Source organism: Roseateles sp. DAIF2 (assembly GCF_015624425.1).
Taxonomy (GTDB): Bacteria; Pseudomonadota; Gammaproteobacteria; order Burkholderiales; family Burkholderiaceae_C; genus Kinneretia.
Genome location: NZ_CP049919.1, coordinates 4,081,458 through 4,106,206, shown reverse-complemented (window position 1 = coordinate 4,106,206; position 24,749 = coordinate 4,081,458). Strand labels below are relative to the sequence as shown.

The following is a 24,749-nucleotide window of genomic DNA, read 5'->3' as shown; positions in this document are numbered from 1 at the left end:
AACAAAACTGAGCCGCCGGGTCGCTTGAATGCGAGGGTCGCGCTCGCCAGGAGAACGAGTCGATGGCTGGTCATTCCAAATGGGCCAATATTCAGCACCGCAAGGGGCGTCAGGACGAGAAACGCGGCAAGGTCTGGACGCGCCTGACGCGTGAGATCATCGTCGCGGCCCGCCAGGGTGGCGGCGACATCGCGATGAACCCGCGCCTGCGCCTGGCGATCGAGAAGGCCAAGGCCGCCAACATGCCGGCCGACAACATCAAGCGCAATGTCGACAAGGCCACCGGCAACCTGGACGGCGTGACCTATGAGGAAATCCGCTACGAGGGCTACGGCATCGGCGGCGCGGCCGTGATGATCGACACGATGACGGACAACCGGGTCCGCACCGTGGCCGAGGTGCGGCACGCCTTCAGCAAGTACGGCGGCAATATGGGCACCGACGGCTCGGTGGCCTTCCAGTTCAAGCATTGCGGCCAGCTGGTGTTCGCGCCCGGCACCTCGGAAGACCGGGTGATGGAAGTGGCGCTGGAGGCCGGCGCCGAGGACGTGATCACCGACGACGAGGGCGCGATCGAGGTGCTGACCGCGCCGGGCGACTTCGAGACCGTGAAGAACGCGCTGGAGGCCGCCGGCCTGAAGCCGGAGATTGCCGAGGTGACGATGCGCGCCGAGAACACGATCGCGCTGACCGGCGAGGACGCCGCCCGCATGCAGAAGCTGCTCGACGTGCTGGAGGACCTGGACGATACCCAGGAGATCTATCACAACGCGGAAATCCAAGAATGAAGGTCCTGGTTCTCGGTAACGGTGGCCGCGAGCATGCGCTGGCCTGGAAGCTGGCGCAGAGCGAGCGCGTCAGCCAGGTCTTCGTGGCGCCCGGCAACGGCGGCACCGCACGCAGCCCGCATCTGAAGAGTGTGCCGCTCAGCGACATCAAGGCCCTGGCCGATTTCGCCGAGGCGGAGAAGATCGCGCTGACCGTGGTCGGCCCGGAGGCCTTCCTGGCGGCCGGCGCGGTGGACGAGTTCCGCGCCCGCGGCCTGCGCATTTTCGGCCCAACCCAGGCGGCCGCGCAGCTGGAGTCCAGCAAGGCCTTCGCCAAGGACTTCATGCTGCGCCACGGCATCCCGACCGCGGCCTACGCCACCTTCAGCGATGCCGCCCAGGCCCATGCCTATGTGGATGCGCAGGGCGCGCCGATCGTCATCAAGGCCGACGGCCTGGCGGCCGGCAAGGGCGTGGTCGTCGCGATGACCCTGCCCGAGGCGCATGAGGCGATCGATTGGATCCTGGCAGACAACAAGCTGGGCGTGGTGCACAACGAGGGCGGCGCCCGCGTCGTGATCGAGCAGTTCCTGCAGGGCGAGGAGGCCAGCTTCATCGTCGTCTGCGACGGCAAGAACGTGGTCTCGCTGGCCACCAGCCAGGACCACAAGCGCCTGCTGGACAAGGACGAGGGCCCCAACACCGGCGGCATGGGCGCCTACTCGCCCGCCCCGGTGGTGACGCCCAATGTGCACGCCAAGGCGATGCACGAGATCATCCTGCCGACCATCCAGGGCATGGCGCGCGACGGCATCCCCTTCACCGGCTTCCTCTACGCCGGCCTGATGATCGACGACCAGGGCCAGCCGCGCACGGTGGAGTTCAACACCCGCATGGGCGACCCCGAGACGCAGCCGATCATGATGCGCCTGAAGAGCGATCTGTTCGAGCTGCTGATGCATGCCACCGACGGCACGCTGGACCAGGTCGAGCTGCAATGGGACCGCCGCGTCGCGCTGGGCGTCGTGATGGCCGCCGAGGGCTATCCGTTGTCGCCGCGCAAGGGCGATGCGATCACCGGCCTGCCGGCCGACAGCGCCGATGTGATGGTCTTCCATGCCGGCACGACCGAGCAGGACGGCAAGCTGCTGAGCAATGGCGGCCGCGTGCTCTGCGTCACCGCGCTGGGCGAGTCGGTGCGCACCGCGCAGCAGCTGGCCTATGACGCGCTGACCTCGATCCAGTTCGCCGGCAAGCAGTTCCGCCGCGACATCGGCCATCGGGCGGTGGCCAAGCGTTGAGCCTGCGCCCGACGGTCGCCGCCCTCGATGCCCCCGCCGCGCCGCGGCTGCTGGACGGCGTGCCCCTGTGGCGGCCGCGCGGCAGCCGGCTGGCACGCGGCCTGTTCCGCCTGGTCGGCTGGCGCCTGGTCTGCGACGGCCTGCCCGCGCGCCAGGGCGTGATGCTGGTCTACCCGCACACCTCCAATTGGGACTTCCCCGTAGGCATCTTCGCCAAGTGGATCCTCGGCGTGCCGCTGCGCTTCTGGGTCAAGGACAGCCTGTTCAAGCTGCCGCTGTTCGGCGCCTGGCTGCGCTGGCTGGGCGGCGTGGCGGTGCGGCGCGACAGCGCCCAGGGCCTGGTGGCGGACACCGCGGCGCAGCTGCGCGCGGCGCGCGAGCGCGACGAGCTGTTCTGGCTGGTGGCCGCGCCCGAGGGCACCCGCTCGCATGCCGCCGGCTGGCGCTCCGGCGCCTATCATCTGGCCTTGCAGGCCGGAGTGCCGGTGGGCCTGGCCTCGTTCGACTTCCCCAGCCGCACCGTGACCCTGCAGCAGTTCGTGCACCTGAGCGGCGATGTGGCGGCCGATTTCGCCCTGCTGGCCGAGCTCTATGCCGGCAAGCGTGGCAAGCGCCCGACGCTGGCCGCGCCCGTCAAGCTGTTGGAAAGAACATGACGATCAACACCCTGGTGGTCCGCGACTACCTGCTGGGTCTGCAGCAGCAGATCATCACCGCGCTGGAGCGTGCCGACGGCCAGGCCTTCGTGACCGACGCCTGGGAGCGCGAGCCCGGCGGCCGGCTGGAGGGCGACGGCCTGACGCGCCTGATCGAGGAGGGCGCGCTGTTCGAACGCGGCGGCTGCAACTTCTCGCATGTGCGGGGCCGGGTCTTGCCCCCATCGGCCACCCAGCACCGGCCGGAGCTGGCCGGCGCGCCCTTCGAGGCCATGGGCGTCTCGCTGGTGCTGCACCCGCACAACCCCTTCGTGCCGACGGTGCACATGAATGTGCGCATGTTCGCGGCCCTGCCGGCCGGCCAGGCGCCGGTGGTCTGGTTCGGCGGCGGCATGGACCTGACGCCCTATTACGGCTTCGAGCGCGACGCTCAGCATTTCCACCAGACCTGCGAGGCGGCGCTGGCGCCGCATGGCGCCGAGCTATACCCGCGCTTCAAGAGCTGGTGCGACGAGTACTTCTTCCTGAAACACCGCGGCGAGCCGCGCGGCATCGGCGGCATCTTCTTCGACGACTTCGCGCTGGCCGAGGAGCAGGGCGGTTTCGACGCCGCCTTCGCGATGCTGCGCTCGGTCGGCGATGCCTTCCTGCCGGCCTATCTGCCCATCGTCGAGCGGCGCCAGTCCTACGCCTATGGCGAGCGCGAGCGCGATTTCCAGGCCTACCGGCGCGGCCGCTATGTCGAGTTCAACCTGGTGTTCGACCGCGGCACCCTGTTCGGCCTGCAATCGGGCGGCCGCACCGAATCGATCCTGATGTCGATGCCGCCGCAGGTGAAATGGCGCTACGACTGGCAGCCCGAGGCGGGCACGCCGGAGGCGCGCCTCTACACCGATTTCCTGCGCCCGCGCGACTGGGCGCACGAGCAGGCCAGCCACTTATGGCTGTGACGCGCGTCGGTCTGTTCGGCGGCAGCTTCGATCCGGTCCATCTGGCGCATCTGGGTCTGGCGCGCTGCGCGCTGCAGCAGCTGGGCCTGGACCGGCTGCTGTGGCTGCCGGCCGGCCGGCCCTGGCAAAAACTGCAGGATGGGACCGGACGCGGCCTCGCCTCGCCCGAGCATCGGCGCGCGATGGTCGAGTTGATGGTGGCGGGCGAGCCGCGCTTCGCGGTCGACGACAGCGAGCTGGAGCGCGACGGCGCCAGCTACACGATAGACACGGTACGGGCGCGGCTGGCGACGCGTCCGGACGAGCACCTGTTCCTGCTGATCGGGCAGGACCAGTACGCGCGGCTGCATACCTGGCGCGACTGGCCGGCGCTGCTGGAGCGGGTCACCCTGGCGGTGGCGGCGCGCGCCGGTGCGGCGGTGCAGGCGCCGCCGGAGCTGGCCGGTCGGCCGCACCGGATCGAGATCATTGCGATGCCGCCCTCGGGCATCTCTTCCACTCAAGTGCGCGACCTGGCGTCGCGCGGCGAGGACATCCGCCCCATGGTGGGCGATGCGGTAGCGGGGTATATTGCCCGTCACCGCCTTTACGGGGCCCTCTGAGGCCCACGGAGCGACAACTGAATGGACATTCGTAAACTGCAGCGCGCCATCGTCGATGGCTTGGAAGATGTGAAGGCCCAGAACATCCAGGTCTTCAACACCGAACACCTCTCGCCGCTGTTTGAGCGCGTGATCATCGCCTCGGGCACCAGCAACCGCCAGACCAAGGCCCTGGCCTCCAGCGTGCGCGTGACGGTCAAGGAGCGCGGCATGAATGTCATGCGGACCGAGGGCGAGGAGAACGGCGAGTGGATCATCGTCGACTGCGGTGCCGCCGTCGTGCATGTGATGCAGCCCGCGATCCGCGAGTACTACCACCTCGAAGAGATCTGGGGTGGCAAGCCGGTCAAGCTGAAGCTGGGTGATGGCGAGGTCCGCCTGGTCAAGGCCTCGGAGCCCGAGGACGAGGAACCCGCGCCGAAGAAGAAACCGGCCAAGGCTCCCGCCACGAAGACCGCCGCCGCGACGGCGCCGGCCAAAAAGGCCCCGGCCCGCAAGGGCACGGTCAGCAAGACCGTCGGCGTCAAGAAGCCCGCGGCCAAGACACCGGCGGCCAAGGCTCCGGCGGTCAAGACCCTCAAGGTCGGCGTGGCCAAGCCCGCCGCCAAGAAGGCGGCTGCCAAGCCGGCCGCTAAACCCGCCGCCAAGAAGGCCGCCGCGCCCAGGCCGGTGGCGAAGAAGGCGGCCCCGGCCGCCAAGCCCGCAGCCAAGAAGACCGTGGCCAAGAAGAAGGCCTGATGCGTCTGCTGCTGATCGCCGTCGGTCAGCGCATGCCGGCCTGGGCCGACACGGCCTACGAGGACTTCGCCAAGCGCTTCCCGCCGGAGATGCGGCTGGAGCTGAAGGCCGTCAAGGCCGAGCCGCGCACCGCCGGCAAGACCGTCGAACAGATGATGGTCGCGGAAGGTGCGCGCCTCGAGGCGGCCTGCCCCAAGGGCGCTCGCCGCGTGATCCTGGACGAGCGCGGCGAGCGCGTCACGACGCTGCAGCTGGCCGAGCGCCTGGAGCGCTGGAAGCATGACGGCCGCGACCTGGCCATCTTCATCGGCGGCCCGGACGGCCTGGATCCGGCGCTGAAGGCCACGGCCGACGAGAAGCTGCGCCTCTCGGATCTGACCCTGCCGCATGCCTTCGTGCGCGTGCTGCTGGCCGAGGGCCTGTACCGCGCCTGGTCGGTGCAGGCCGGCCATCCCTATCACCGTGAGTGAAGAAAAAGCAGCCGCCTCGATGATCTATCTCGCCTCGCAAAGCCCGCGCCGGCGCCAGCTGCTGGACCAGCTGGGCGTGGCCCATGAGCTGCTGCTGCCCGGCGCCGACGAGGATGCCGAGGCGCTGGAGACGGTTGAGCCGGGTGAGCTACCCGAGCCCTATGTGCGCCGCGCCACCTTGAACAAGCTCGATGCCGCGGTGGCGCGCCGCGCCGCGCGCGGCCTGGCCGAGCGGCCCATCCTGTGCTCCGACACCACGGTGGCGCTGGGCACGGCCATCCTCGGCAAGCCGGCCGACGCGGCCGAGGCGCTGGCGATGCTGACCCGCCTGTCGGGCCACACGCATCGCGTGCTGACCGCGGTGGCGCTGGCCTGGCAGGGACGGCAGGCGCTGGCCGTCAGCGTCTCGCATGTGCGCTTCGCGCCGGTGCCGCCGGCGCTGCTGCGCCGCTATGTGGAGAGCGGCGAGCCGATGGGCAAGGCCGGCGCCTATGCGATCCAGAGCAGCATCGCCGGCTGGATCGAGCACATTGAGGGCTCATATTCGGGCATCATGGGGCTGCCCCTGTTCGAGACCGCCGAGTTGCTGCGCGGCGCCGGTTTCGAACTCTGAGAACCTGGGCGCACGAGCCCTCCCGCCAGGCCACACCCGCCTGACGAGAGTGCTTGAGCGGCGGCCGATGGAGTCGTCGCAGAGGAGACGCGACAAGTTATGGAAGATATTCTGATCAACTGGTCTCCGCAGGAGACCCGGGTGGCCGTGGTCGAGAACGGCGCGGTGCAGGAGCTGCACATAGAGCGCACCCTGGAGCGCGGCCTGGTGGGCAATATCTACTCGGGCAAGGTGGCCCGAGTGCTGCCGGGCATGCAGTCGGCCTTCATCGACATCGGCCTGGAGCGCGCCGCCTTCCTGCATGTGGCGGACCTGCATGTGAACGGCGCCACGCCGCGTGGCCACCATGCCGAGAACGGCGCCGCGGTGCCGATCGAGCGCCTGGTGTTCGAAGGCCAGACCCTGACGGTGCAGGTGATCAAGGACCCGATCGGCACCAAGGGCGCACGCCTGTCGACCCAGGTCAGCATCGCCGGGCGCATGCTCGTGTTCCTGCCGCAGGACGAGCATATCGGCATCTCGCAGAAGATCGGCTCGCCCGAGGCCCGCGAGCAGCTGCGCGCGCGCATGCAGGCCCTGGTCGGCAAGGCGGAGGAGGGCGGCGGTGGCGGTTTCATCCTGCGCACCAATGCGGAGGATGCCTCGGACGCCGAGCTGGGCGCCGACATCGCCTACCTGCGCAAGACCTGGGCCCTGATCCGCGAGCGCGCGCACCGTTCGCCGCCCGGCACCCTGCTGCACCAGGACCTGAGCCTGGTCGAGCGCGTGCTGCGCGACCTGGCCAGCGAGCGCACCGGCTCGATCCGCATCGATTCGAAGATGCAGTACGAGGTGCTGCACGGCTTCGGCGAGATGTACATGCCGGCCGCGACCGAGAAGCTCGAGCATTACCGCGGCGAGCGCCCGATCTTCGATCTCAACAATATCGATGCCGAGCTGGACCGCGCGCTGGCGCGGCGCGTCGACCTGAAGTCGGGCGGCTACCTGATCGTCGACCAGACCGAGGCGATGACGACGATCGACGTCAACACCGGCGGCTTCGTCGGCGCGCGCAATTTCGACGACACCATCTTCAAGACCAACCTGGAGGCGGCCGGCGCGATCGCGCGCCAGCTGCGCCTGCGCAATCTCGGCGGCATCATCATCGTCGACTTCATCGACATGACGCGCGAGGAGCACAAGAGCGCCGTGCTGTCCGAGTTCCGCAAGCAGCTCAGCAAGGACCGCACCAAGGTCACGCTCGGCGGCTTCACCCAGCTGGGCCTGGTCGAGATGACACGCAAACGCACCCGCGAGTCGCTGGCGCGCATGCTCTGCGAGCCCTGCCCGACCTGCGAGGGCCGCGGCCAGATCAAGACCGCGCGCTCGGTCTGCTACGACATCATGCGCGAGATCCTGAGAGAGGCGCGCCAGTTCTCGCCCAAGGAGTTCCGCGTCGTCGCGGCGGCCAATGTGGTCGAGATGCTGCTGGACGAGGAGAGCCAGCATCTGGCCGGGCTGTCGGACTTCATCGGCAAGCCGATCTCGCTGACCGCCGAACCGGCCAACCAGACCGAGCATTACGACATCGTGCTGATGTGAGGCTCAAGCATCTCGAGGTCTTCAATGCGGTGATGCTGACCGGCACGGTCAGCGCCGCGGCCCGGCTGCTGCATGTGACCCAGCCGGCCGTGACCCAGGCCCTGAAACTGGCCGAGCTGGAGCTGGGCTATGCGCTGTTCACGCGCGAGCGCAAGCGCCTGGTGCCGACGCATCAGGCCCAGGCCCTGTACCCGGAGGTGCAGCGCCTGATGTCGCAGCTGGAATCGGTGCGGCGCATGGCGGTGGCGCTGGGCGGCGAGCAGGCCAGCCAGCTGCGCCTGCTGGTCGTGCCCTCGCTGGCGGTGAAGGCGCTGCCGGACGCGCTGCAGCGCCTGCGCCAGAAATACCCGGAGATGCCGGTCAGCATCCGCAGCCTGCACAGCCACGAGATCGCGCGCGCGATCGCGCTGCAGGAGGGCGATGTCGGCATCGTCTACGGCAGCGCCGGCCATCCGGCGGTGCACGAAGAGCTGGTGGCGACCGGGCGCTTGGTCTGCGTCTCGCGCGTCGGCACGCCGGGCGCGGACCGGCGCCAGACGGTGGCGATGGACGAGGTGCTGCGCGCGCCGCTGATCCGCATCGACGAGCGCGACCCGCTGGGCGCGATGCTGGCGGACCAATGGGCACGCCTGGGCCTGGCGCCGCGCGCCGGCATCACGGTGCAGACCCACCATATCGCGATGGTGCTGGCCGAGCGCGGCTTCGGGCCGGCCATCATCGATTCCTTCACCGCCCAGGCCAGCGCCAGCGCCAACCTGCATGTGCGCGCGCTGCTGCCGGAGGTGCCGGTCGAGGTGCGCGCGCTGCTGCCTCAGGGGCAGCGCTCGCCCCGGCCGGTGGCCGACTTCATCACGGCGCTGCGGGCGGTGGTGGCGGGCGGCGCCGGCTGAGCGACCAGCCGACCGCGCGCCGCGCCAACGCCGCGGTGGCATCGATCACCGGCAGCGGCGCATTGCCCGCATGCAGCACCAGCGGGATCTCGGTGCAGCCCAGCACCAGCGCGCTGGCGCCGCGCTGCGCCAGCGCCCGGGCCGCCTGCGCGAGCAGGGCCTCGCCCTCGGCCAGCCGGCCGGCCTTGACCGCGGCGATGCCGGGCATCACCTGCTCCAGCATCTCGGCCGCGGTCGGTTGCAGCCATTGCACGCCGCGCGAGGCGGGGCGGTTCAGGTAGAGGCCCGAGGCCAGGGTCGCGTCGGTGGCCAGCAGGCCGATGCGCGCGCCGGGGCCGGCCGCGGCCAGCGCCTCCTCCAGCGCCGCGTCGACCAGGTGCAGCATCGGCAGGCCCAGGCCCTCCTGCAGCTGCTCGAACCAGAGATGGGCGGTGTTGCAGGGGATCACGACCAGGCCGGCACCGGCATCGGCCAGGCGCCGGCCGCTGGCCAGCATCGCGGCCAGCGGCGATTCGCCCTGGCCGCAGAAGGCGGCCGTGCGGTCCGGCACCTGCGGAATCGAACTGGCCACCACCGGCACATGCTCCTGGTCGCGGGCCGCCGGGGTGGCGTCCAGCATCTTGCGCATGAAATCCAGGGTGGCCAGCGGCCCCATGCCGCCCAGCACGCCCACTACATCGCTTGCTGCTACTACCGTCATCATCGGGCTCCGTACTGCTGGCCTCGGTTGCTCAGAGCGCCGGCTTGTCCGACAGCGCCTTCAGGTTGTCCTGCAGCTCCTTGCTCATCGGCGCATTCAGGTTGATGCCGCGCGGCGGGATCGGCGACTGGAACCATTTCTTGTAGAGCGTCTCGAACTCGCCGCTCTTCATCAGGCCGGCCAGGGTGTCGTCGACCAGCTTCTTGAACGCGGGGTCGTCGCGGCGCAGCATGATCGCGTAGGGCTCGACCTGGATCGCCTCGCCGACCACGGCCAGCTCGGCCGGATTGGCCGCGCTGGCGCGCAGGCCGTAGAGCAGGATGTCGTCCATGCCGAAGGCGTCGGCGCGCTGCTGCTGCACCAGCAGGGCCGACTCGGCATGGTCCTTGGCGGTGAGCAGCTCGAAGCCGATGTTCTGCTCGGCATTGAGCTTGCGCAGCACCTGGAAGTTGGTGGTGCCGGTGGTCGAGACGACCTTTTTGCCCTTCAGGTCGGCCACCGACTTGACCGGCGACTCGCTGCGCACCAGGAAGCGGGTGCCGGTGTAGAAGTAGTTGGTCGCGAAGGCCACCTGCTTGGCGCGCTCGCTGTTGTTGGTGGTCGAGCCGCACTCGATGTCGATCGTGCCGTTCTGCAGCAGCGGGATGCGGTTCTGCGAGGTGACGGCCTGGGTCGTGGTCTTCAGGTCGGTGCGGCCGGTGGCCTTCTTCACCTGCTCGACGATCCGGCCGCAGATCTCCCAGCCGAAGCCCACCGGCTGGCCGTCGCCGCCCAGGTAGGAGAAGGGGATCGAGGATTCGCGGTAGGCCACCGCGATGCTGCCGCGCTCCTTGATGCGGTCCAGGGTGGCCTGCTGGGCCAGGGCCGGCGCGCTAATGCCGGCGAACACAAGGGCGAGAAGGGTCGGGGAACAACGCATGCTGGCATCCTTGCTGAAGGTTGGGGTGGACCTCCATGCTATGGATTGCCGGGCCCGGTGTTCATCGCGTTTACACCGAAGCCCATAAGCCGGGCTAATGGATCGGGCTCAAGCCTTGGGCGCGCGCGGCAGGCGGCCGAGCAGGTAGAACTCGGGGTTGGGGCGCAACGAGATCGCGTTGGCCAGCCGGTTCGACAGGCCGAACAGCGCGGTGATGCTGGTGATGTCCCAGATGTCCTCGTTGTCGAAGCCCTGGGCATGCAGGGCCGTGTAGTCGGCCTCGCCCACCTCGTCGGCGCGCAGGCAGACCTTCAGCGCGAAGTCCAGCATCGCCTGCTGGCGCGGCGTGATGTCGGCCTTGCGGTGGTTCACCGCGATCTGGTCGGCCAGCAGCGGCGCCTTTTCGTAGACGCGCAGGATCGCGCCATGCGCGACCACGCAGTACAGGCAACGATTGACCCCGCTGGTGGCGACGATGATCATCTCCTTTTCGCCCTTGCTGAGGCCGGACTCGCGCAGCAGCAGCGCGTCGTGATAGGCCAGGAAGGCGCGGAACTCCTCGGGCCGGCGCGCCAGCGCCAGGAACACGTTCGGCACGAAGCCGGCCTTCTCCTGCACCTCCAGGATGCGCTGGCGCACATCGGCGGGCAGGCCGTCCAGGGTGGTCGGCGTCGGGGTGGGGTAGCGGCAGATCGGGGCCGCGTCGGGCAGGGGTTGGGTCTCGCTCATCATCGTTCTTGTTACGGTTTGGAGCGATGATAGCTATGGCTCGCACGGCGCTTGTTACAGGCTCAGGCAGAATAGAGTGATTGCAATGTCCATGATGGCAATCCCCAGGATGCCCATGTCCAGCGAGCGCATGATCGAAAAGAACCGTCCCAGCACCCTCGTGAACCTTGGTCGCCGCAGCCTGCTCGGCTCGGCCGCCGCCCTGGGCCTGACGCCGGCCTGGGCGCAGTTCCGGGTCGAGATCTCCGGTGTCGGCGGCACCCAGCTGCCGATCGCGATCGGCGAGTTCCGCGACGAGTCGCGCGCCGGCCAGCCGGTCGCGGCCATCATCCGCGCCGACCTGGAGCGCAGCGGCCAGTTCCGCGTGATCGACGCCGCCGCCGGCCTGAACGAGAACAGCCAGCCGACCTGGGTCGACTGGCGCGCCCGCCAGGCCGACGCGCTGGCCGCCGGCTCCGCCAGCAAGCTGGCCGATGGCCGCGTCGACCTGCGCTACAAGCTGTGGGACGTGGTCAAGGGCCAGGACCTCGGCGGCGAGGCCCATGCGGTGGCGCCGGACGATGTTCGCCTGGCCGCGCACCGCATCGCCGACGCGATCTACCAGAAGCTGACCGGCGAGCGCGGCGTGTTCGCGACCCGCATGGCCTATGTCACCAAGGCCGGCGGCCGCTACAGCCTGCGCATCGCCGATGCCGACGGCGAGGGCGGCCAGATCGCGCTGGGCAGCCCCGAGCCGATCATCTCGCCGGCCTGGTCGCCGGACGGCAAGGAGCTGGCCTATGTGTCCTTCGAGACGCGCAAGGCCGTGGTCTGGATCCAGGACCTGTCGACCGGGCGCCGCCGCGCGATCGCCGATTTCCGCGGCAGCAACAGCGCGCCGGCCTTCTCGCCCGACGGGCAACACCTGGCCCTGACCCTGTCGCGCGACGGCGGCTCGCAGCTCTTCATCATCCGCCGCGACGGCTCCGGCCTGCGCCGCCTGACGCAGAGCTCGGCGATCGACACCGAGGCGGTGTTCGCGCCGGACGGCCAGCAGCTGTTCTTCGTCAGCGACCGCGGCGGCGGCCCGCAGGTCTACCGCATGCCGGTGGCCGGTGGCTCGGCCGAGCGCGTTACCTTCAGCGGCAACTACAACATCAGCCCGGCGCTCAGCCCGGACGGCAAGACCCTGGCCTATGTGACGCGCCAGGGCGGGGCCTACCGGGTCTGCGTGATGGACCTGGCCAGCGGCAACGTGCAGCAGATCAGCGACACCAGCGACGACGAGAGCCCCAGCTTCGCGCCCAACGGCCGCCTGCTGGTCTACGCGACGCGCGCCGGCGGCAAGGATGTGCTGATGACCAGCACCCTGGACGGACGCATCAAGGCCAAGCTGGTCTCGACCTCGGCCGATGTGCGCGAGCCGATCTGGGGTCCGTTCGGCCGCTGAGCGAGACGACGACAAGTTTCAACGCTGCCTTGCCGGAGCAAGGCGTTTTCCTGAGGAGTGAGAGAAATGAAGATGCACAAGCTGGCGCTTTCCGCCCTGGCCGCTGCCGCCCTGGTGGGCTGCAGCTCCACCAAGCTGGACGAGCCGGCACCGGTCGAGAACCGCCCGGTCGCCCCGGCCCCCGCACCGGCCCAGACCGGCGGCGCGCCGGTGGCCGAGTCCAAGGTTCAGACCGTCGACCTGGCCGCCGAAGCCGCGCGCGCCGTGTCGGACAAGCGGATCGTGTTCTTCGACTTCGACAGCTATGTCGTCAAGTCCGACTTCCAGAACGTGATCGACGCGCATGCCAAGCGCATGAGCGTGGACACCAAGGTGGCCCTGCGCCTGGAAGGCCACACCGACGAGCGCGGTGGCAGCGAGTACAACCTGGCCCTGGGCCAGAAGCGCTCCGAGGCCGTGGCCAAGTCGCTGAGCCTGCTGGGCGTGCCGGCCGCGCGCGTCGAGCCGGTCTCGTTCGGCAAGGAGCGTCCGGCGGTGCAGGGCAGCGACGAGGCCGCCTGGGCCAAGAACCGTCGCGTCGAGCTGAAGGACAAGTGAGATGAGCATGGGCTTGCGATCCGGCCTGACGACGCTGGCGCTGGCGGCCGCTGCCCTGGGCAGCAGCCTGCCGGCCCATGCGCTGTTCGAGGATGACGAGGCGCGCAAGGCGATCCTGGACCTGCGCGCGCGTCTGACGCAAACCGAGGACGCGCGGCGCAAGGACGCCGAGCAGGCGCAGGAACAGCTCGCCCCGCTGCGCCGCAGCCTGCTGGATCTCAACGCCCAGATCGAGGCCCTGCGCGGCGAGGTTGCGCGGTTGCGCGGCCAGAACGAGCAGCTGGCCCGCGACCTGTCCGAGACCCAGCGCCGCCTGAGCGACCAGTCGCAGTCGCTGGAAACGCGCCTGCGCCCGCTGGAGCCGCAGAAGGTCGTCGTGGATGGCAAGGAGTTCCAGGCCGCCCCCGACGAGAAGGTGCAGTACGAGGCGGCGATGGCCGCGGTGCGGCGCGGCGAGTTCGCCGAGGCCGCCACCGCGCTGTCCGCCTTCCAGAAGCGCTACCCGGCGAGCGGCTATGCCGACTCGGCGCGCTTCTGGCTCGGCAACGCCCTCTACGGCAAGCGCGACTACAAGGAGGCGATCGCCACCTTCAAGGCCTTCGTGGCCGGCAGCCCCGCGCACCCGCGCGCGGCCGAGGCCCAGCTGGCCCAGGCCAACTGCCAGATCGAGCTGAAGGAAGTGAAGGGCGCGCGCCGCACCCTGGAAGACCTGCTGAAGGCCTATCCCGGCACCGAGGCGGCGCAGGCCGCCAAGGAGCGCCTGGCCACGCTGAAGTAAGGCAAGAGCCCCAAGCTCGCGCAAGACCTGGCCCCGGCGGCCCCTGATGGGGGCGCCGGGGCTTTTCATTGCTGACCACCTAAAATTCGTCCATGCAAGACCTCGACATCCATGCCCTGAACCAGCAGGTGCTTTGGGCCGGCTTCGCGCTGGCCTGCCTGTTCGGCGCGCTGGCCCAGCGCACCCATTTCTGCACCATGGGCGCGATCGCCGACATCGTCAACATGGGCGACTGGGCGCGCATGCGCATGTGGGTGCTGGCGATCGCGGTGGCGATGCTGGGCTTCAACGCCATGGTCTTCCTCGGCTGGATCGACGCCGGCAAGACCATCTACGCGGCGCCGCGCCTGCTGTGGCTGTCGAACCTGGTCGGCGGCCTGATGTTCGGCTTCGGCATGGTGCTGGCCTCGGGCTGCGGCAGCAAGACCCTGGTGCGCATCGGCGCCGGCAATCTGAAGTCGCTGGTGGTGTTCCTGGTGATGGGCCTGGCGGCCTTCGCCACCCTGAAGGGCATCACCGCGGTGCTGCGCGTCGCGACGGTCGACGCGGTGGCGCTGAACCTGGCCGGCGGGCAGGACCTGCCCGCGCTGCTGGCCGCGCCGCTGGGTCTGGCGAAGGCGCAGCTGGCGCTGATCCTCGGCCTGCTGATCGGCGGCGGCCTGCTGGTCTGGGCGGTGGCGCGCGCCGAGGGGCGCAGCGCCGACGTGCTGCTGGGCGGCATCGGCAGCGGCGCGGTGATCGTCGGCGTCTGGTGGGTCTCGGGCGTGCTGGGCCATGTGGCCGAGCATCCCGAAACGCTGGAGGAGGTGTTCCTGGCCAGCACCGGCGGCCAGCGCATGGAGTCGCTGAGCTTCGTCGCGCCGATCGCCAACACGCTGGACTGGCTGCTGTTCTTCAGCGACAAGAGCAAGGTGCTGACCCTGGCCATCGTCACCACGGTGGGCGTGGCTATCGGCTCGGCGCTGTACGCGCTGGCGACCCGGAGCTTTCGCTGGGAGGCCTTCCGCGGTGTCGAGGACGCCGCCAATCATGTGGTCGGTGCGCTGCTGATGGGCGTCGGCGGCGTGGTGGCGCTGGGCTGCACGATCGGCCAGGGCCTGTCCGGCGTGTCGACCCTGAGCCTGGGCAGCTTCATCGCGCTGGCCGCGATCATCGTCGGCGCGGTGCTGGCGCTGCGCTACCAGATGTGGCGCCTGGAGCGGATGTGACCCACCCCCTACGCGCTGCGCGCGCCCCCTCAAGGGGGCAGTGCCAGCCGCCCGGCAAAGCCGGATCGGCGGCACTCGCTTGGCAATTCACGAGTGTTCTGCATGTCGAAGGCTGATATGGACGAGGCCGATCTGGAGCGCCGCTTCGGCGGCCTGCGCCGCCTCTACGGTGACACCGACTACCAGCGCCTGCGCGGCGCGCGCTTCGCGGTGGTGGGGCTGGGCGGGGTGGGCTCCTGGGCCGTCGAGGCGCTGGCGCGCATGGGCGTGGCCGAGCTGGTCCTGATCGACCTGGACCATGTGGCCGAATCGAACATCAACCGCCAGGTGCAGGCGCTGGGCGCCACCGTCGGCATGGCCAAGGCCGAGGCGCTGCGCCGGCGCATCGCCGACATCCACCCGGGCTGCGCGGTGCGTGGCATCGAGGAGTTCGTCGACGAACAGAACTGGCCGGGCCTGCTGGGCGGCGCGCCGCTGGACGGCCTGATCGATGCCTGCGACCAGGTGCGCGCCAAGGCCGCGCTGGCCGCCTGGGCGCGAGAGCAGGGCCTGCCCTTCGTGACCGTCGGCGCGGCCGGCGGCAAGCGCGCACCGCATCTGCTGCAGGTCGAGGATCTGGGCGCGGTGACGCATGACCCGCTGCTGGCCTCGCTGCGCCAGCGCCTGCGCAAGTTCCATGGCGCGCCCAAGCCGGGCGAGAAGAAGGGCATGGGCGTGGCCTGCGTCTACTCGCGCGAGCCGGTGCTGCGGCCCGAGGATGCCGGCTGCGCGCTCGATGCGCAGAGCGACGGCAGCCTCAACTGCCATGGCTATGGTTCCAGTGTTGCGGTCACCGCCAGCTTCGGCATGGCCGCGGCCGCGCAATTGGTGAAAGATTTTCTTCACAAACCCTTGCGCTGATCGTTTTCTATTGCCTATAATGTGAGGCTCTGCTGAAGGGCAATGATCTGAACAAGATCTGGGTTGTTAGCTCAGTCGGTAGAGCAGCGGACTTTTAATCCGTTGGTCGCAGGTTCGAATCCTGCACAACCCACCAGTCATGTGGTTTCGTGGGTCCTTAGCTCAGTTGGTAGAGCAGCGGACTCTTAATCCGTTGGTCGAAGGTTCGAATCCTTCAGGGCCCACCAAACGAACATGACGCGGTAGACGACGACAGCAGTACGAAAATTTCGGGCTCTTAGCTCAGTTGGTAGAGCAGCGGACTCTTAATCCGTAGGTCGAGTGTTCGAGTCACTCAGGGCCCACCAGAATTGCCGGATGGACTTGTTTCCGCACGGCAGACAGCAAAAGGTCAGTGATCGCAAGGTCGCTGGCCTTTTTGCTTTGGTCTTTTCGCTTTTGGTTTCGCGATGAAACCGAGCCGCCGCCGAATTGCTCTATGGTTGCGGTCCTGAAAGGAGTGCCCCGATGTCCGCCGCCGTTCATCTTCCCGTGATCCCCTATGCCGTCGAGGCGCCGAGCCGCGAGGCCATCGATGCGCTGCTGCAGCCGCTGCTGCTGGAGTTCGGCACCGACTGGTGCGGCTTCTGCCAGGCCGCCCAGCCGCTGATCGCGAAGGCGCTGGCGGCGCGGCCGGGCGTGAGACACCTGAAGATCGAGGACGGCCGCGGCCGGCCGCTGGGCCGATCCTTCGGCGTCAAGCTCTGGCCCACCCTGGTGTTCCTGCATCAGGGCCGCGAGCTGGCGCGCCTGGTGCGGCCCGGCGATGTGCAGGCGGTGGAAGCGGCGCTGCGCGAGCTGCCGGCCGCCTGAGCTTGCATCGATGGAAAACCTGACCCTGCATCTGTGGCTGCGGCTGGCCGGCATGGCCGCCGTGGTGATCGTCGGCGCGCTGATCGCGCACCGCGTGCTGCGCCCGGTGCTGCGCCGGCTGAGCAGCTTCTCGCCGGTGCTGAGCGCGATCGTCCAGCATTGCGAGCGCCCGACCCGCTATGCGCTGCCGCTGCTGGCCCTGACCCTCGCCTGGCAGGGCGTGCCCGAGGAGATGCCCGGCATCGAATCGGTGCAGCACCTGACCGGCGTGCTGCTGATCGTGGCCCTGACCTGGACCGCGATGCGCGCGGTCAAGGGCGCGGCCAAGGGCATGCTGTCCCTGCACCCGGCCGATGTGGCCGACAACCTGCAGGCGCGCCGCATCCACACCCAGACCCGCGTGCTGGCGCGCACCGCCTCCACCGTGGTGCTGATCGCCGGCCTGGCCTTCATCCTGATGACCTTCCCGCGCGCGCGCCAGCTGGGCGCGAGCCTGCTGGCCTCGGCCGGCGTGGTCGGCCTGGTGGCCGGCATCGCGGCGCGCTCGGTGTTCAGCAATCTGCTGGCCGGCCTGCAGATCGCGCTGGCCCAGCCGCTGCGCATCGACGATGTGCTGATCATCGAGGGCGAATGGGGCCGGGTCGAGGAGATCACCGCGACCTATGTGGTGCTGAAGATCTGGGACGAGCGCCGCCTGATCATCCCGCTGCAATGGTTCATCGAGCATCCCTTCCAGAACTGGACGCGGCGCAGCTCGGAGATCCTCGGCACCGTGCTGCTCTGGGTCGACTACGGCCTGCCGGTGGAGCCGATTCGCGCCGAGGCGAAGCGCCTGTGCGAGGGGTCTCCGGACTGGGACGGCCGCGTCTGCGTGGTGCAGGTCACCGATGCCAGCGACCGCGCCAAGCAGCTGCGCATCCTGATCAGCGCGGCCGACTCGGGCAAGGCCTTCGAGCTGCGCTGCCTGCTGCGCGAGCGCCTGATCGACTTCATCCAGCGCGAGCATCCGGCCTCGCTGCCGCGCCTGCGCGCCGAGCTGGGCGGGCCGCTGGCCGGCATGCCGGAGGCCCCCGCGCCATGAGCGCCACGCCGCGCCAGGAACCGCTGCTGATCAGCGCCTGCCTGCTGGGCAGCCCGGTGCGCTACCACGGCCGCGGCGCGGCCTGCGGGCATGCGCTGCTGGCGCAATGGCGCGGCGAGGGCCGGCTGGTACCGATCTGCCCCGAGGTGGCCGGCGGCCTGCCGACGCCGCGCCCGCCGGCCGAGATCGAGCCGGGGCAGGGCGGGGCCGCGGTGCTGCGCCGCGCGGCCCGGGTGATCGATGCCAGCGGCGCCGATGTCAGCGCGGCCTTCGTCGGCGGCGCCGAGCTGGCCCTGGCGCTGGCGCGCGAGCGCGGCATCCGCGTCGCGGTGCTGAAGGAGGACAGCCCCTCCTGCGGCAGCGAACGCATCTACGACGGCCGTTTCGCCGGCGCGCGCGTGGCGGGCGAGGGCGTCAGCGCCGCGCTGCTGCGCGCGGCCGGTCTGCTGGTTTTCAGCGAACATCAGCTGGAGCAGGCCGCCGCCGCGCTGGCCCGGTTCGAGGCCGCCGGCTGACCCCAGTCAGGCGCGGGCCGCGGCTCCTGGGCTAGACTGCGCCGCCTTCCCCCGAAAGATTCATATCCATGTCGCAAGTCTCGGAAACCGCGCTGCTGCAGGCCCTGCAGGCCGTCGTCGATCCCCATACCGGCCAGGACTTCGTCACGACGAAGCAGTTGAAGAACCTGCGCATCGGCAGCGGCGGCGAGCTTGCCTTCGACGTGGAGCTGGCCTATCCGGCCGCCAGCCAGCATGACGCGCTGCGCGCGCAGCTGGTGGCCGCGGCGCGCGGCGTCGCCGGCGTGGCCAATGTCAGCGTCGGCCTGTCGACCAAGATCATCGCGCATGCGGTGCAGCGCGGCGTGCAGCTGCTGCCGGGCGTCAAGAACATCGTCGCGGTGGCCTCGGGCAAGGGCGGCGTTGGCAAGAGCACGACCGCGGCCAATCTGGCCCTGGCGCTGGCCGCCGAGGGCGCGACCGTGGGCCTGCTGGATGCCGACATCTACGGCCCCAGCGTGCCGACGATGATGGGCGTCTCCGGTTCGCCCGAGAGCCTGGACGGCAAGCTGATGGAGCCCAAGCTGGCCCATGGCGTGCAGGTCAACTCGATCGGCTTCCTGGTCGCCGACGACCAGGCGATGATCTGGCGCGGCCCGATGGCCACCAATGCGCTGGAGCAGCTGCTGCGCCAGACCCGCTGGCAGGAACTGGACTATCTGGTGATCGACATGCCGCCCGGTACCGGCGACATCCAGCTGACCCTCTCCCAGCGCGTGCCGGTGACCGGCGCGGTGATCGTGACGACGCCGCAGGACATCGCGCTGATCGACGCCAAGAAGGGCCTGAAGATGTTCGAGAAGGTGGGCGTGCCCATCCTCGGCGTGGTCGAGAACATGGCCGTGCATGTCTGCTCGAACTGCGGCCATGCCGAGCATATCTTCGGCGCGGACGGCGGCAAGAAGATGGCCGAGCAGTACGGCATCGACTACCTCGGCGGCCTGCCGCTGGCGCTCGCCATCCGCGAGCAGGCCGATGCCGGCGCGCCGACCGTGGTGGCCGCGCCGGACAGCGAGATCGCCGGCCTGTACAAGGCGCTGGCGCGCCGGGTGGCGGTGAAGATCGCCAAGCAGGCCAAGGACTACTCGGCCAAGTTCCCCACCATCTCGATCTCGAAGAACACCTGAGCTAGACGAGTGCGGGCTCGCTCAGCAGCAGCAGGCTGAAGCAGGCCCCGCTGGGCGAGCTGTCGGCGCGCAGCTCGCCGCCATAGCGCTCGACGATGCTGCGGCTGATCCACAGGCCCAGGCCGGTGCCCTCGCTCTTGTTGGTGACGAAGGGCTGGAACAGCCGCGCCAGCAGCTCGGGGCTCAGGCCCGGGCCGGTGTCGGCTACCGCGATGCGCACGCCCTCGCCGGCGGGGCCGTCCCAATCCTCGCAGCTCAGGCTCAGGCGGCCGCCATCCGGCATCGCCTGGGCGGCATTGACCAGCAGGTTGATCAGCACCTGCTGGAGCTCCTGGCGGTTGATGCCGACCCGACGCGTCGCACGGAAGTCGCGCTGCACCAGCACGCGCGCGCGCGCCAGCTGGTGCTCGACCAGCAGCAGGCTGCTGGCCAGGGCATCGGCCGGCTCGACCGACTCGACATAGCCGGCGTATTCGGTCGGCCGCGCGTACTGCAGCAGCTGGGTGACGATCAGGCGCATGCGCTCGATCTGCTGGTCGATCAGCCTGAGCTCGGCGCGCGCCGGCTCGATGGCCGGGCCCAGCAGCTCGCGGCTCAGGTCCAGATTGCCCTGGATCACCGCGATCGGATTGTTGATCTCATGCGCGATGCTGGCGGTCAGCTGGCCCACCGTGGCCATCTTCTCGCTCTGCACCAGCTGAGCCTGGGCGGCCTCCAGGTCGGCGGTACGCTCGGCCACCTTGCGGTCCAGCTCCTCGCCCCAGCGCTGCAGCGCGCGGGTCTTGTCGTCCACCGTGTCCAGCAGATGGTCCAGATGGCCGGCCAGCACGCCCAGCTCGTCGGGCGCCGGCAGCGCGCCGACGCGGGCCGCGCTGTCGCCGGCCTCGACCCGGGCCATCGTGCGCGCCATGCGCTCGACCGGGCGGAAGATGCTGCCGGCCCAGCGCAGCGAGACCCAGGCCGCCAGCAGCATCACCGCCAGGAACACGAAGCCGACGCCGGCCAGCACGCTGTACTTGGCCCATTGGAATGGGCGCTCCAGGAAGCCGACATAGAGCATGCCGACCCGCTCGCCGCTCTTGTTGCTGAGCGGCTGGTAGGCCGAGACATACCAGTCGTTGACGACGAAGGCGCTGGCCAGCCAGGTGCCGCCGCGGCCCAGCACCTCGTCGCGCACCTGACGCGAGACGCGGGTGCCGATCGCGCGGTCGCCGCGCGAGCTCTCAAAGAGGCGCACATTGGTGGAGATGCGCACATCGTCGAGGAACAGCGTGGCCGTGCCCTGGCTGCCGGCGGGCAGGGCGCCGTCGGGGTAGACGATCTCGTTGAGGTGGTCGATGAAGGGCAGGTTGCGGTTCAGCAGCACGCCGCCCTGCAGATGGCCGAGCAGCCGGCCCTCGGCATCGTGGATCGGCGCGCGGGCGATCATCACCATCGCGCGCTCCTCGCGTTCGCGCGCGGTCGGCGCGGCGTTCTGCGTCGGCAGCAGCGGGATCGAGAGCCGGTCGCGCAGCGCCGGCGCGATGCGCAGCAGCGCCGCCGGCTCCAGCACCGCGATCGAGGCCAGCGCGCCGCTGATGTCGGCCACCAGCAGCGGCAGTGCGGCGCCCTCGTCCGGCACCGGGCCCAGCTCGTTGGCGCGCAGCCGGCCGTCCGGCGTCAGCAGGTTGATGAACTCCAGCCCATGCTCGAGCCGCGCCCTGGACAGGAAGCGGCTCAGCTCGCCCGCCTGCTCCGGGCGCGCGGGTTGCTGCTGCAGCAGATGCACCAGCCGGTGCGCGCCGGCCGCGGCGCGGGTGCCGCCGCCGATCTCGGCTTGCACCCGCTCGAAATAGCCGTTGGCGACCGCCAGATCGCTGCGCACCTTGGTGATCAAGAGGCGGTCGAAGGCCGCATCGCCCCAGTACACCAGGATCAGGCCCAGCAGCGGCAGCACCGCCCACAGCGGCAGCAGGGCCAGCAGCAGCAGCTTGCTGCGCAGGCTCAGCGGGCGCGAGAGGCGGGTCTTCATCGTGGCCACTGTAGCCTGCCTGCCTCCCCGGTTTTGGATGTTGCGATGCAGCATCCCGCAAGACATGACCCCTGCGACAAGTTGTCGCGGATCGGGCCTTTTTTCTGAGGGCTGGCCCTGGATGGACAAACCCCGGCATTTGTGCGGGAATTGACCCGAGTGTCGCGTGACGGCCGATGGCATCAGCACTGCAAGCGGGGTTGGGCCCGCAGGAGGCACATCGTATGGACATGGACCGGAGGCAGTTCTTCCGGGTGAGCGGCGCGGGACTCGTCGGATCGAGTCTGGCGGTGCTGGGGTTCTCGCCGATGGCGGCCCTGGCCGAGGCGCGCAACTTCAAGCTCTCCCGGGCGACCGAGACCCGCAACACCTGCCCTTATTGCTCGGTGGGCTGCGGCATCATCATGTACTCGCTGGGCGACAAGGCCAAGAACGTCACCAGCGAAATCATCCATATCGAGGGCGACCCGGACCACCCGGTCAATCGCGGCACCTTGTGTCCGAAGGGCGCCGGCCTGCTCGATTTCGTCAAGAGCCCGAACCGCCTGAAGTGGCCGGAGATCCGCGAGCCCGGCGCCAAGGAATGGAAGCGCGTCAGCTGGGACGAGGCGATGGACCGCCTGGTCAAGCTGATGAAGGCGGACCGCGACGCCAACTTCATCGCCAGCAACGCCGACGGTAAGACGGTCAACCGCTGGCTCTCGACCGGCATGCTCTGTGCGTCGGCATCCTCGAATGAATCGGGCTACATCACCCACAAGGCGATGCGCTCGATGGGGATGCTGGTCTTCGACAACCAGGCACGCGTTTGACACGGACCGACGGTGGCCAGTCTGGCCCCGACGTTCGGACGCGGCGCGATGACCAACCACTGGGTGGACATCAAGAACGCCGACCTCGTGCTGATCATGGGCGGCAATGCCGCCGAGGCGCATCCCTGCGGCTTCAAGTGGGTGATCGAGGCCAAGCACAAGAACAAGGCCCGACTGCTGGTCGTGGACCCGCGCTTCACGCGCTCGGCCGCGATGAGCGACTACTACGCGCCGATCCGCGCCGGCTCGGACATCGCCTTCCTGGCCGGGGTGATCCACTATCTCTTGTCGAACAACAAGATCCAGCAGGAGTACGTCAAGCACTACACCAACGCCGGCTTCCTGATCAACGAGGGCTACAGGTTCGAGGACGGCCTGTTCTCCGGCTACGACGAGAGCAAGCGCGCCTACAACAACGCCAGCTGGGCCTATGAGCTCGACGACAAGGGCTTCGCCAAGGTCGACGACACCCTGCAGCATGAGCGCTGCGTGCTGCAGGTGATGAAGCGGCATTACGCGCGCTACACGCCGGAGATGGTCAGCAAGATCACCGGCACGCCCAAGGACCAGTTCCTCAAGTGCTGCGAGATGATCGCAGGCACCGCGGTGCCCGGCAAGGTGATGACCATCATGTATGCGCTGGGTTGGACGCAGCACAGCCAGGGCTCGCAGATGATACGCACCGGCGCGATCGTGCAGCTGCTGCTGGGCAATATCGGCCAGCCCGGTGGCGGCATGAACGCGCTGCGCGGCCACAGCAACATCCAGGGCCTGACCGATCTGGGCCTGCTCTCGACCTCGCTGACCGGCTATATGAGCCTGCCGCGCGATGCCGAGCAGGACCTGGAGACCTACTACAAGACCCGTGCCCTGAAGCCGCTGCGGCCGGGGCAGATGAGCTTCTGGCAGAACTACCCCAAGTTCTTCGTCAGCTTCCAGAAGTCCTGGTGGGGCAAGGCCGCGACCAAGGAGAACGACTGGGCCTACCACTACCTGCCGAAATGGGACAAGGGCTACGACGTGCTGCAGGCCTTCGAGCTGATGAACCAGGGCAAGATGAACGGCTACATCTGCCAGGGCTTCAACCCGGTCGGCTCCTTCCCGAACAAGAAGAAGGTGATCGACGGCCTGTCCAAGCTGAAATTCCTCGCCATCATCGACCCGCTCAACACCGAGACGGCCGAGTTCTGGCGCAACTTCGGCGAGCACAACGACGTCAACAGCGAGGCGATCCAGACCACGGTGTTCCGCCTGCCCAGCACCTGCTTCGCCGAGGAGGACGGCTCGCTGACCAACTCCGGCCGCTGGTTGCAATGGCACTGGAAGGGCGCCGAGCCGCCCGGCGAGGCCAAGGGCGACGCGGAGATCATCGCGGAGATCTTCCTGCGCATGAGGGCGCTGTACCAGAAGGAGGGCGGCGCCTTCCCTGATCCGATCGTCAACCTAAGCTGGCCCTACAGGATCCCGCTGAGCCCCTCGCCCGAGGAGCTGGCGATGGAGTCGAACGGCAAGGCCCTGGCCGACGTGACCGACCCGAAGGACGCCACCAAGGTGCTGGCCAAGGCCGGCGAGCAGCTCGCCGGCTTCGGCCTGCTGCGCGACGACGGCTCCACCGCCTGCGGCTGCTGGATCTACGCCGGCAGCTGGACCCAGGGCGGCAACCAGATGGCGCGGCGCGACAACAGCGATCCCTTCGGCATCGGCCAGACGCTGAACTGGGCCTGGGCCTGGCCGGCGAACCGGCGCATCCTCTACAACGCCGCTTCCTCCGACCCCGGCGGCAAGCCCTGGAACGCCAAGCGCCGCCTGGTGGCCTGGAACGGCGAGCGCTGGGCCGGCTCCGACGTGCCGGACATCCGCCCCGACGCCAACCCCGGCGACGAGGAGGCGGTGCGTCCCTTCATCATGACCGCCGAGGGCGTGGCGCGCCTGTTCGCGCCCAGCGGCCTGGTGGACGGGCCGCTGCCCGAGCATTACGAGCCGCTGGAGTCGCCGCTGGCCGCCAACCCGATGCATCCGAACAACGCCAAGGCCCGCTCCAATCCGGTGGCCCGTGTGTTCAAGAGCGATCTGGAGACCTTCGGCACGCCCAAGGACTTCCCCTATGTGGCGACCAGCTACCGGCTGACCGAGCATTTCCACTACTGGACCAAGAACGTCGAGACCTCGGCCATCATCCAGCCGCAGCAGTTCGTCGAGATCGGCGAGGAGCTGGCCAAGGAGAAGGGCATCGCCAACGGCGGCTGGGTCAAGGTCAGCTCCAAGCGCGGCTTCATCAAGGCCGTGGCGGTGGTGAGCAAGCGCATCCCGGTGCTGGAGGTGGACGGCAAGAAAGTGCACACGGTGGGGCTGCCCAATCACTGGGGCTTTGTCGGTGTGGCCAAACCCGGCTATCTGGTCAACACGCTGACCCCCTTCGTGGGCGATGCGAACACCCAGACGCCCGAGTTCAAGAGCTTCACCGTGAATATCGAGAGGGCCTGA

At 69.2% G+C, this 24,749-nt stretch carries 24 protein-coding genes and 3 tRNA genes; 23 read left to right on the top strand and 4 right to left on the bottom strand.

Annotated features, from left to right (window positions below; genetic code table 11):
• Positions 1–62: 62 nt before the first annotated feature.
• The 10 genes from G8A07_RS19075 to G8A07_RS19030 all read left to right on the top strand — a co-directional run bounded on the left by G8A07_RS19075 (position 63) and on the right by G8A07_RS19030 (position 8,568).
• Positions 63–788: a YebC/PmpR family DNA-binding transcriptional regulator gene (locus tag G8A07_RS19075; RefSeq protein WP_195793572.1), complete on the top strand. Its 726-nt coding sequence runs from the start codon at positions 63–65 to the stop codon at positions 786–788.
• The gene (gene purD / locus G8A07_RS19070; RefSeq protein WP_195793571.1) at positions 785–2,068 is read left to right on the top strand and encodes a phosphoribosylamine--glycine ligase; all 1,284 of its coding nucleotides are present in this window, start codon (positions 785–787) and stop codon (positions 2,066–2,068) included. The genes G8A07_RS19075 and purD overlap by 4 nt, the downstream gene beginning before the upstream one ends.
• On the top strand, positions 2,065–2,724 hold the full coding sequence (locus G8A07_RS19065; RefSeq protein WP_195793570.1) for a 1-acyl-sn-glycerol-3-phosphate acyltransferase: 660 nt from the start codon (positions 2,065–2,067) through the stop codon (positions 2,722–2,724). Before purD ends, G8A07_RS19065 begins: the two co-directional genes overlap by 4 nt.
• Complete coding sequence (hemF, locus tag G8A07_RS19060) at positions 2,721–3,674, top strand: oxygen-dependent coproporphyrinogen oxidase (protein ID WP_195793569.1); 954 nt, start codon at positions 2,721–2,723, stop codon at positions 3,672–3,674. Before G8A07_RS19065 ends, hemF begins: the two co-directional genes overlap by 4 nt.
• Positions 3,665–4,276 (top strand): nicotinate-nucleotide adenylyltransferase, encoded by a 612-nt coding sequence (gene nadD, locus G8A07_RS19055; RefSeq protein ID WP_195793568.1) that lies wholly within the window; start codon positions 3,665–3,667, stop codon positions 4,274–4,276. The genes hemF and nadD overlap by 10 nt, the downstream gene beginning before the upstream one ends.
• Before the next feature lie 21 nt (positions 4,277–4,297).
• Positions 4,298–5,014, top strand: a complete 717-nt coding sequence (rsfS, locus tag G8A07_RS19050) for a ribosome silencing factor (protein WP_195793567.1) — start codon at positions 4,298–4,300, stop codon at positions 5,012–5,014.
• Positions 5,014–5,484 carry a 23S rRNA (pseudouridine(1915)-N(3))-methyltransferase RlmH gene (gene rlmH / locus G8A07_RS19045; RefSeq protein WP_195793566.1) on the top strand — a complete coding sequence of 157 codons (471 nt, stop codon included), beginning with the start codon at positions 5,014–5,016 and terminating at the stop codon, positions 5,482–5,484. Before rsfS ends, rlmH begins: the two co-directional genes overlap by 1 nt.
• A 19-nt stretch (positions 5,485–5,503) precedes the next feature.
• Complete coding sequence (locus G8A07_RS19040; protein WP_249937054.1) at positions 5,504–6,097, top strand: nucleoside triphosphate pyrophosphatase; 594 nt, start codon at positions 5,504–5,506, stop codon at positions 6,095–6,097.
• Positions 6,098–6,196: 99 nt separating this feature from the next.
• The gene (gene rng / locus G8A07_RS19035; RefSeq protein WP_195793564.1) at positions 6,197–7,678 is read left to right on the top strand and encodes a ribonuclease G; all 1,482 of its coding nucleotides are present in this window, start codon (positions 6,197–6,199) and stop codon (positions 7,676–7,678) included.
• Entirely contained in the window at positions 7,675–8,568 is an 894-nt protein-coding gene (locus tag G8A07_RS19030) for a LysR family transcriptional regulator (protein WP_195793563.1), read from the top strand. The genes rng and G8A07_RS19030 overlap by 4 nt, the downstream gene beginning before the upstream one ends.
• Here the strand turns inward: G8A07_RS19030 and G8A07_RS19025 are convergent.
• The 3 genes from G8A07_RS19025 to G8A07_RS19015 form a co-directional block, all read right to left on the bottom strand.
• Positions 8,528–9,271, bottom strand: coding sequence for an aspartate/glutamate racemase family protein (locus G8A07_RS19025; protein ID WP_213086175.1), 744 nt, complete (start codon positions 9,269–9,271; stop codon positions 8,528–8,530). The two genes, G8A07_RS19030 and G8A07_RS19025, sit on opposite strands and share 41 nt — an antisense overlap.
• Before the next feature lie 28 nt (positions 9,272–9,299).
• Positions 9,300–10,187: an amino acid ABC transporter substrate-binding protein gene (locus tag G8A07_RS19020; RefSeq protein WP_195793562.1), complete on the bottom strand. Its 888-nt coding sequence runs from the start codon at positions 10,185–10,187 to the stop codon at positions 9,300–9,302.
• 108 nt (positions 10,188–10,295) lie between these two features.
• Positions 10,296–10,919, bottom strand: a complete 624-nt coding sequence (locus G8A07_RS19015; RefSeq protein ID WP_249937053.1) for a peroxidase-related enzyme — start codon at positions 10,917–10,919, stop codon at positions 10,296–10,298.
• Positions 10,920–11,031: 112 nt separating this feature from the next.
• On the opposite strand from G8A07_RS19015, the gene tolB reads away from it, so the two are divergent.
• The 12 genes from tolB (at position 11,032) to apbC (ending at position 19,442) form a co-directional block, all read left to right on the top strand.
• Positions 11,032–12,345 (top strand): Tol-Pal system beta propeller repeat protein TolB, encoded by a 1,314-nt coding sequence (tolB, locus tag G8A07_RS19010; protein WP_195793561.1) that lies wholly within the window; start codon positions 11,032–11,034, stop codon positions 12,343–12,345.
• A gap of 66 nt (positions 12,346–12,411) precedes the next feature.
• A complete protein-coding gene (gene pal, locus G8A07_RS19005) occupies positions 12,412–12,942 on the top strand; it encodes a peptidoglycan-associated lipoprotein Pal (RefSeq protein ID WP_195793560.1) in 531 nt (176 codons plus the stop codon).
• Position 12,943: 1 nt separating this feature from the next.
• Positions 12,944–13,720: a tol-pal system protein YbgF gene (ybgF, locus tag G8A07_RS19000; RefSeq protein ID WP_195793559.1), complete on the top strand. Its 777-nt coding sequence runs from the start codon at positions 12,944–12,946 to the stop codon at positions 13,718–13,720.
• A 92-nt stretch (positions 13,721–13,812) separates the two neighbouring features.
• The gene (locus G8A07_RS18995; RefSeq protein WP_195793558.1) at positions 13,813–14,928 is read left to right on the top strand and encodes a YeeE/YedE family protein; all 1,116 of its coding nucleotides are present in this window, start codon (positions 13,813–13,815) and stop codon (positions 14,926–14,928) included.
• A 102-nt stretch (positions 14,929–15,030) separates the two neighbouring features.
• Positions 15,031–15,828, top strand: coding sequence for a ThiF family adenylyltransferase (locus tag G8A07_RS18990; RefSeq protein ID WP_195793557.1), 798 nt, complete (start codon positions 15,031–15,033; stop codon positions 15,826–15,828).
• A 60-nt stretch (positions 15,829–15,888) separates the two neighbouring features.
• A tRNA-Lys gene (locus tag G8A07_RS18985) sits at positions 15,889–15,964 on the top strand.
• Between the two features lie 15 nt (positions 15,965–15,979).
• Positions 15,980–16,055: transfer RNA gene (locus G8A07_RS18980), tRNA-Lys, on the top strand.
• A 44-nt stretch (positions 16,056–16,099) separates the two neighbouring features.
• Positions 16,100–16,175 (top strand) — tRNA-Lys (locus G8A07_RS18975).
• Positions 16,176–16,335: 160 nt separating this feature from the next.
• On the top strand, positions 16,336–16,680 hold the full coding sequence (locus G8A07_RS18970) for a thioredoxin family protein (protein ID WP_195793556.1): 345 nt from the start codon (positions 16,336–16,338) through the stop codon (positions 16,678–16,680).
• Positions 16,681–16,690: 10 nt separating this feature from the next.
• Positions 16,691–17,761: a mechanosensitive ion channel family protein gene (locus G8A07_RS18965; RefSeq protein WP_195793555.1), complete on the top strand. Its 1,071-nt coding sequence runs from the start codon at positions 16,691–16,693 to the stop codon at positions 17,759–17,761.
• Positions 17,758–18,276, top strand: a complete 519-nt coding sequence (locus G8A07_RS18960) for a DUF523 domain-containing protein (protein WP_195793554.1) — start codon at positions 17,758–17,760, stop codon at positions 18,274–18,276. Before G8A07_RS18965 ends, G8A07_RS18960 begins: the two co-directional genes overlap by 4 nt.
• Positions 18,277–18,344: 68 nt before the next feature.
• Entirely contained in the window at positions 18,345–19,442 is a 1,098-nt protein-coding gene (gene apbC / locus G8A07_RS18955) for an iron-sulfur cluster carrier protein ApbC (protein ID WP_195793553.1), read from the top strand.
• A gap of 1 nt (position 19,443) precedes the next feature.
• On the opposite strand, the gene G8A07_RS18950 is transcribed toward apbC, so the two are convergent.
• A complete protein-coding gene (locus G8A07_RS18950) occupies positions 19,444–21,453 on the bottom strand; it encodes a cache domain-containing protein (protein ID WP_195793552.1) in 2,010 nt (669 codons plus the stop codon).
• 224 nt (positions 21,454–21,677) lie between these two features.
• Between G8A07_RS18950 and fdnG the strand changes: the two genes are divergently transcribed.
• Complete coding sequence (gene fdnG, locus G8A07_RS18945; protein ID WP_195793551.1) at positions 21,678–24,749, top strand: formate dehydrogenase-N subunit alpha; 3,072 nt, start codon at positions 21,678–21,680, stop codon at positions 24,747–24,749.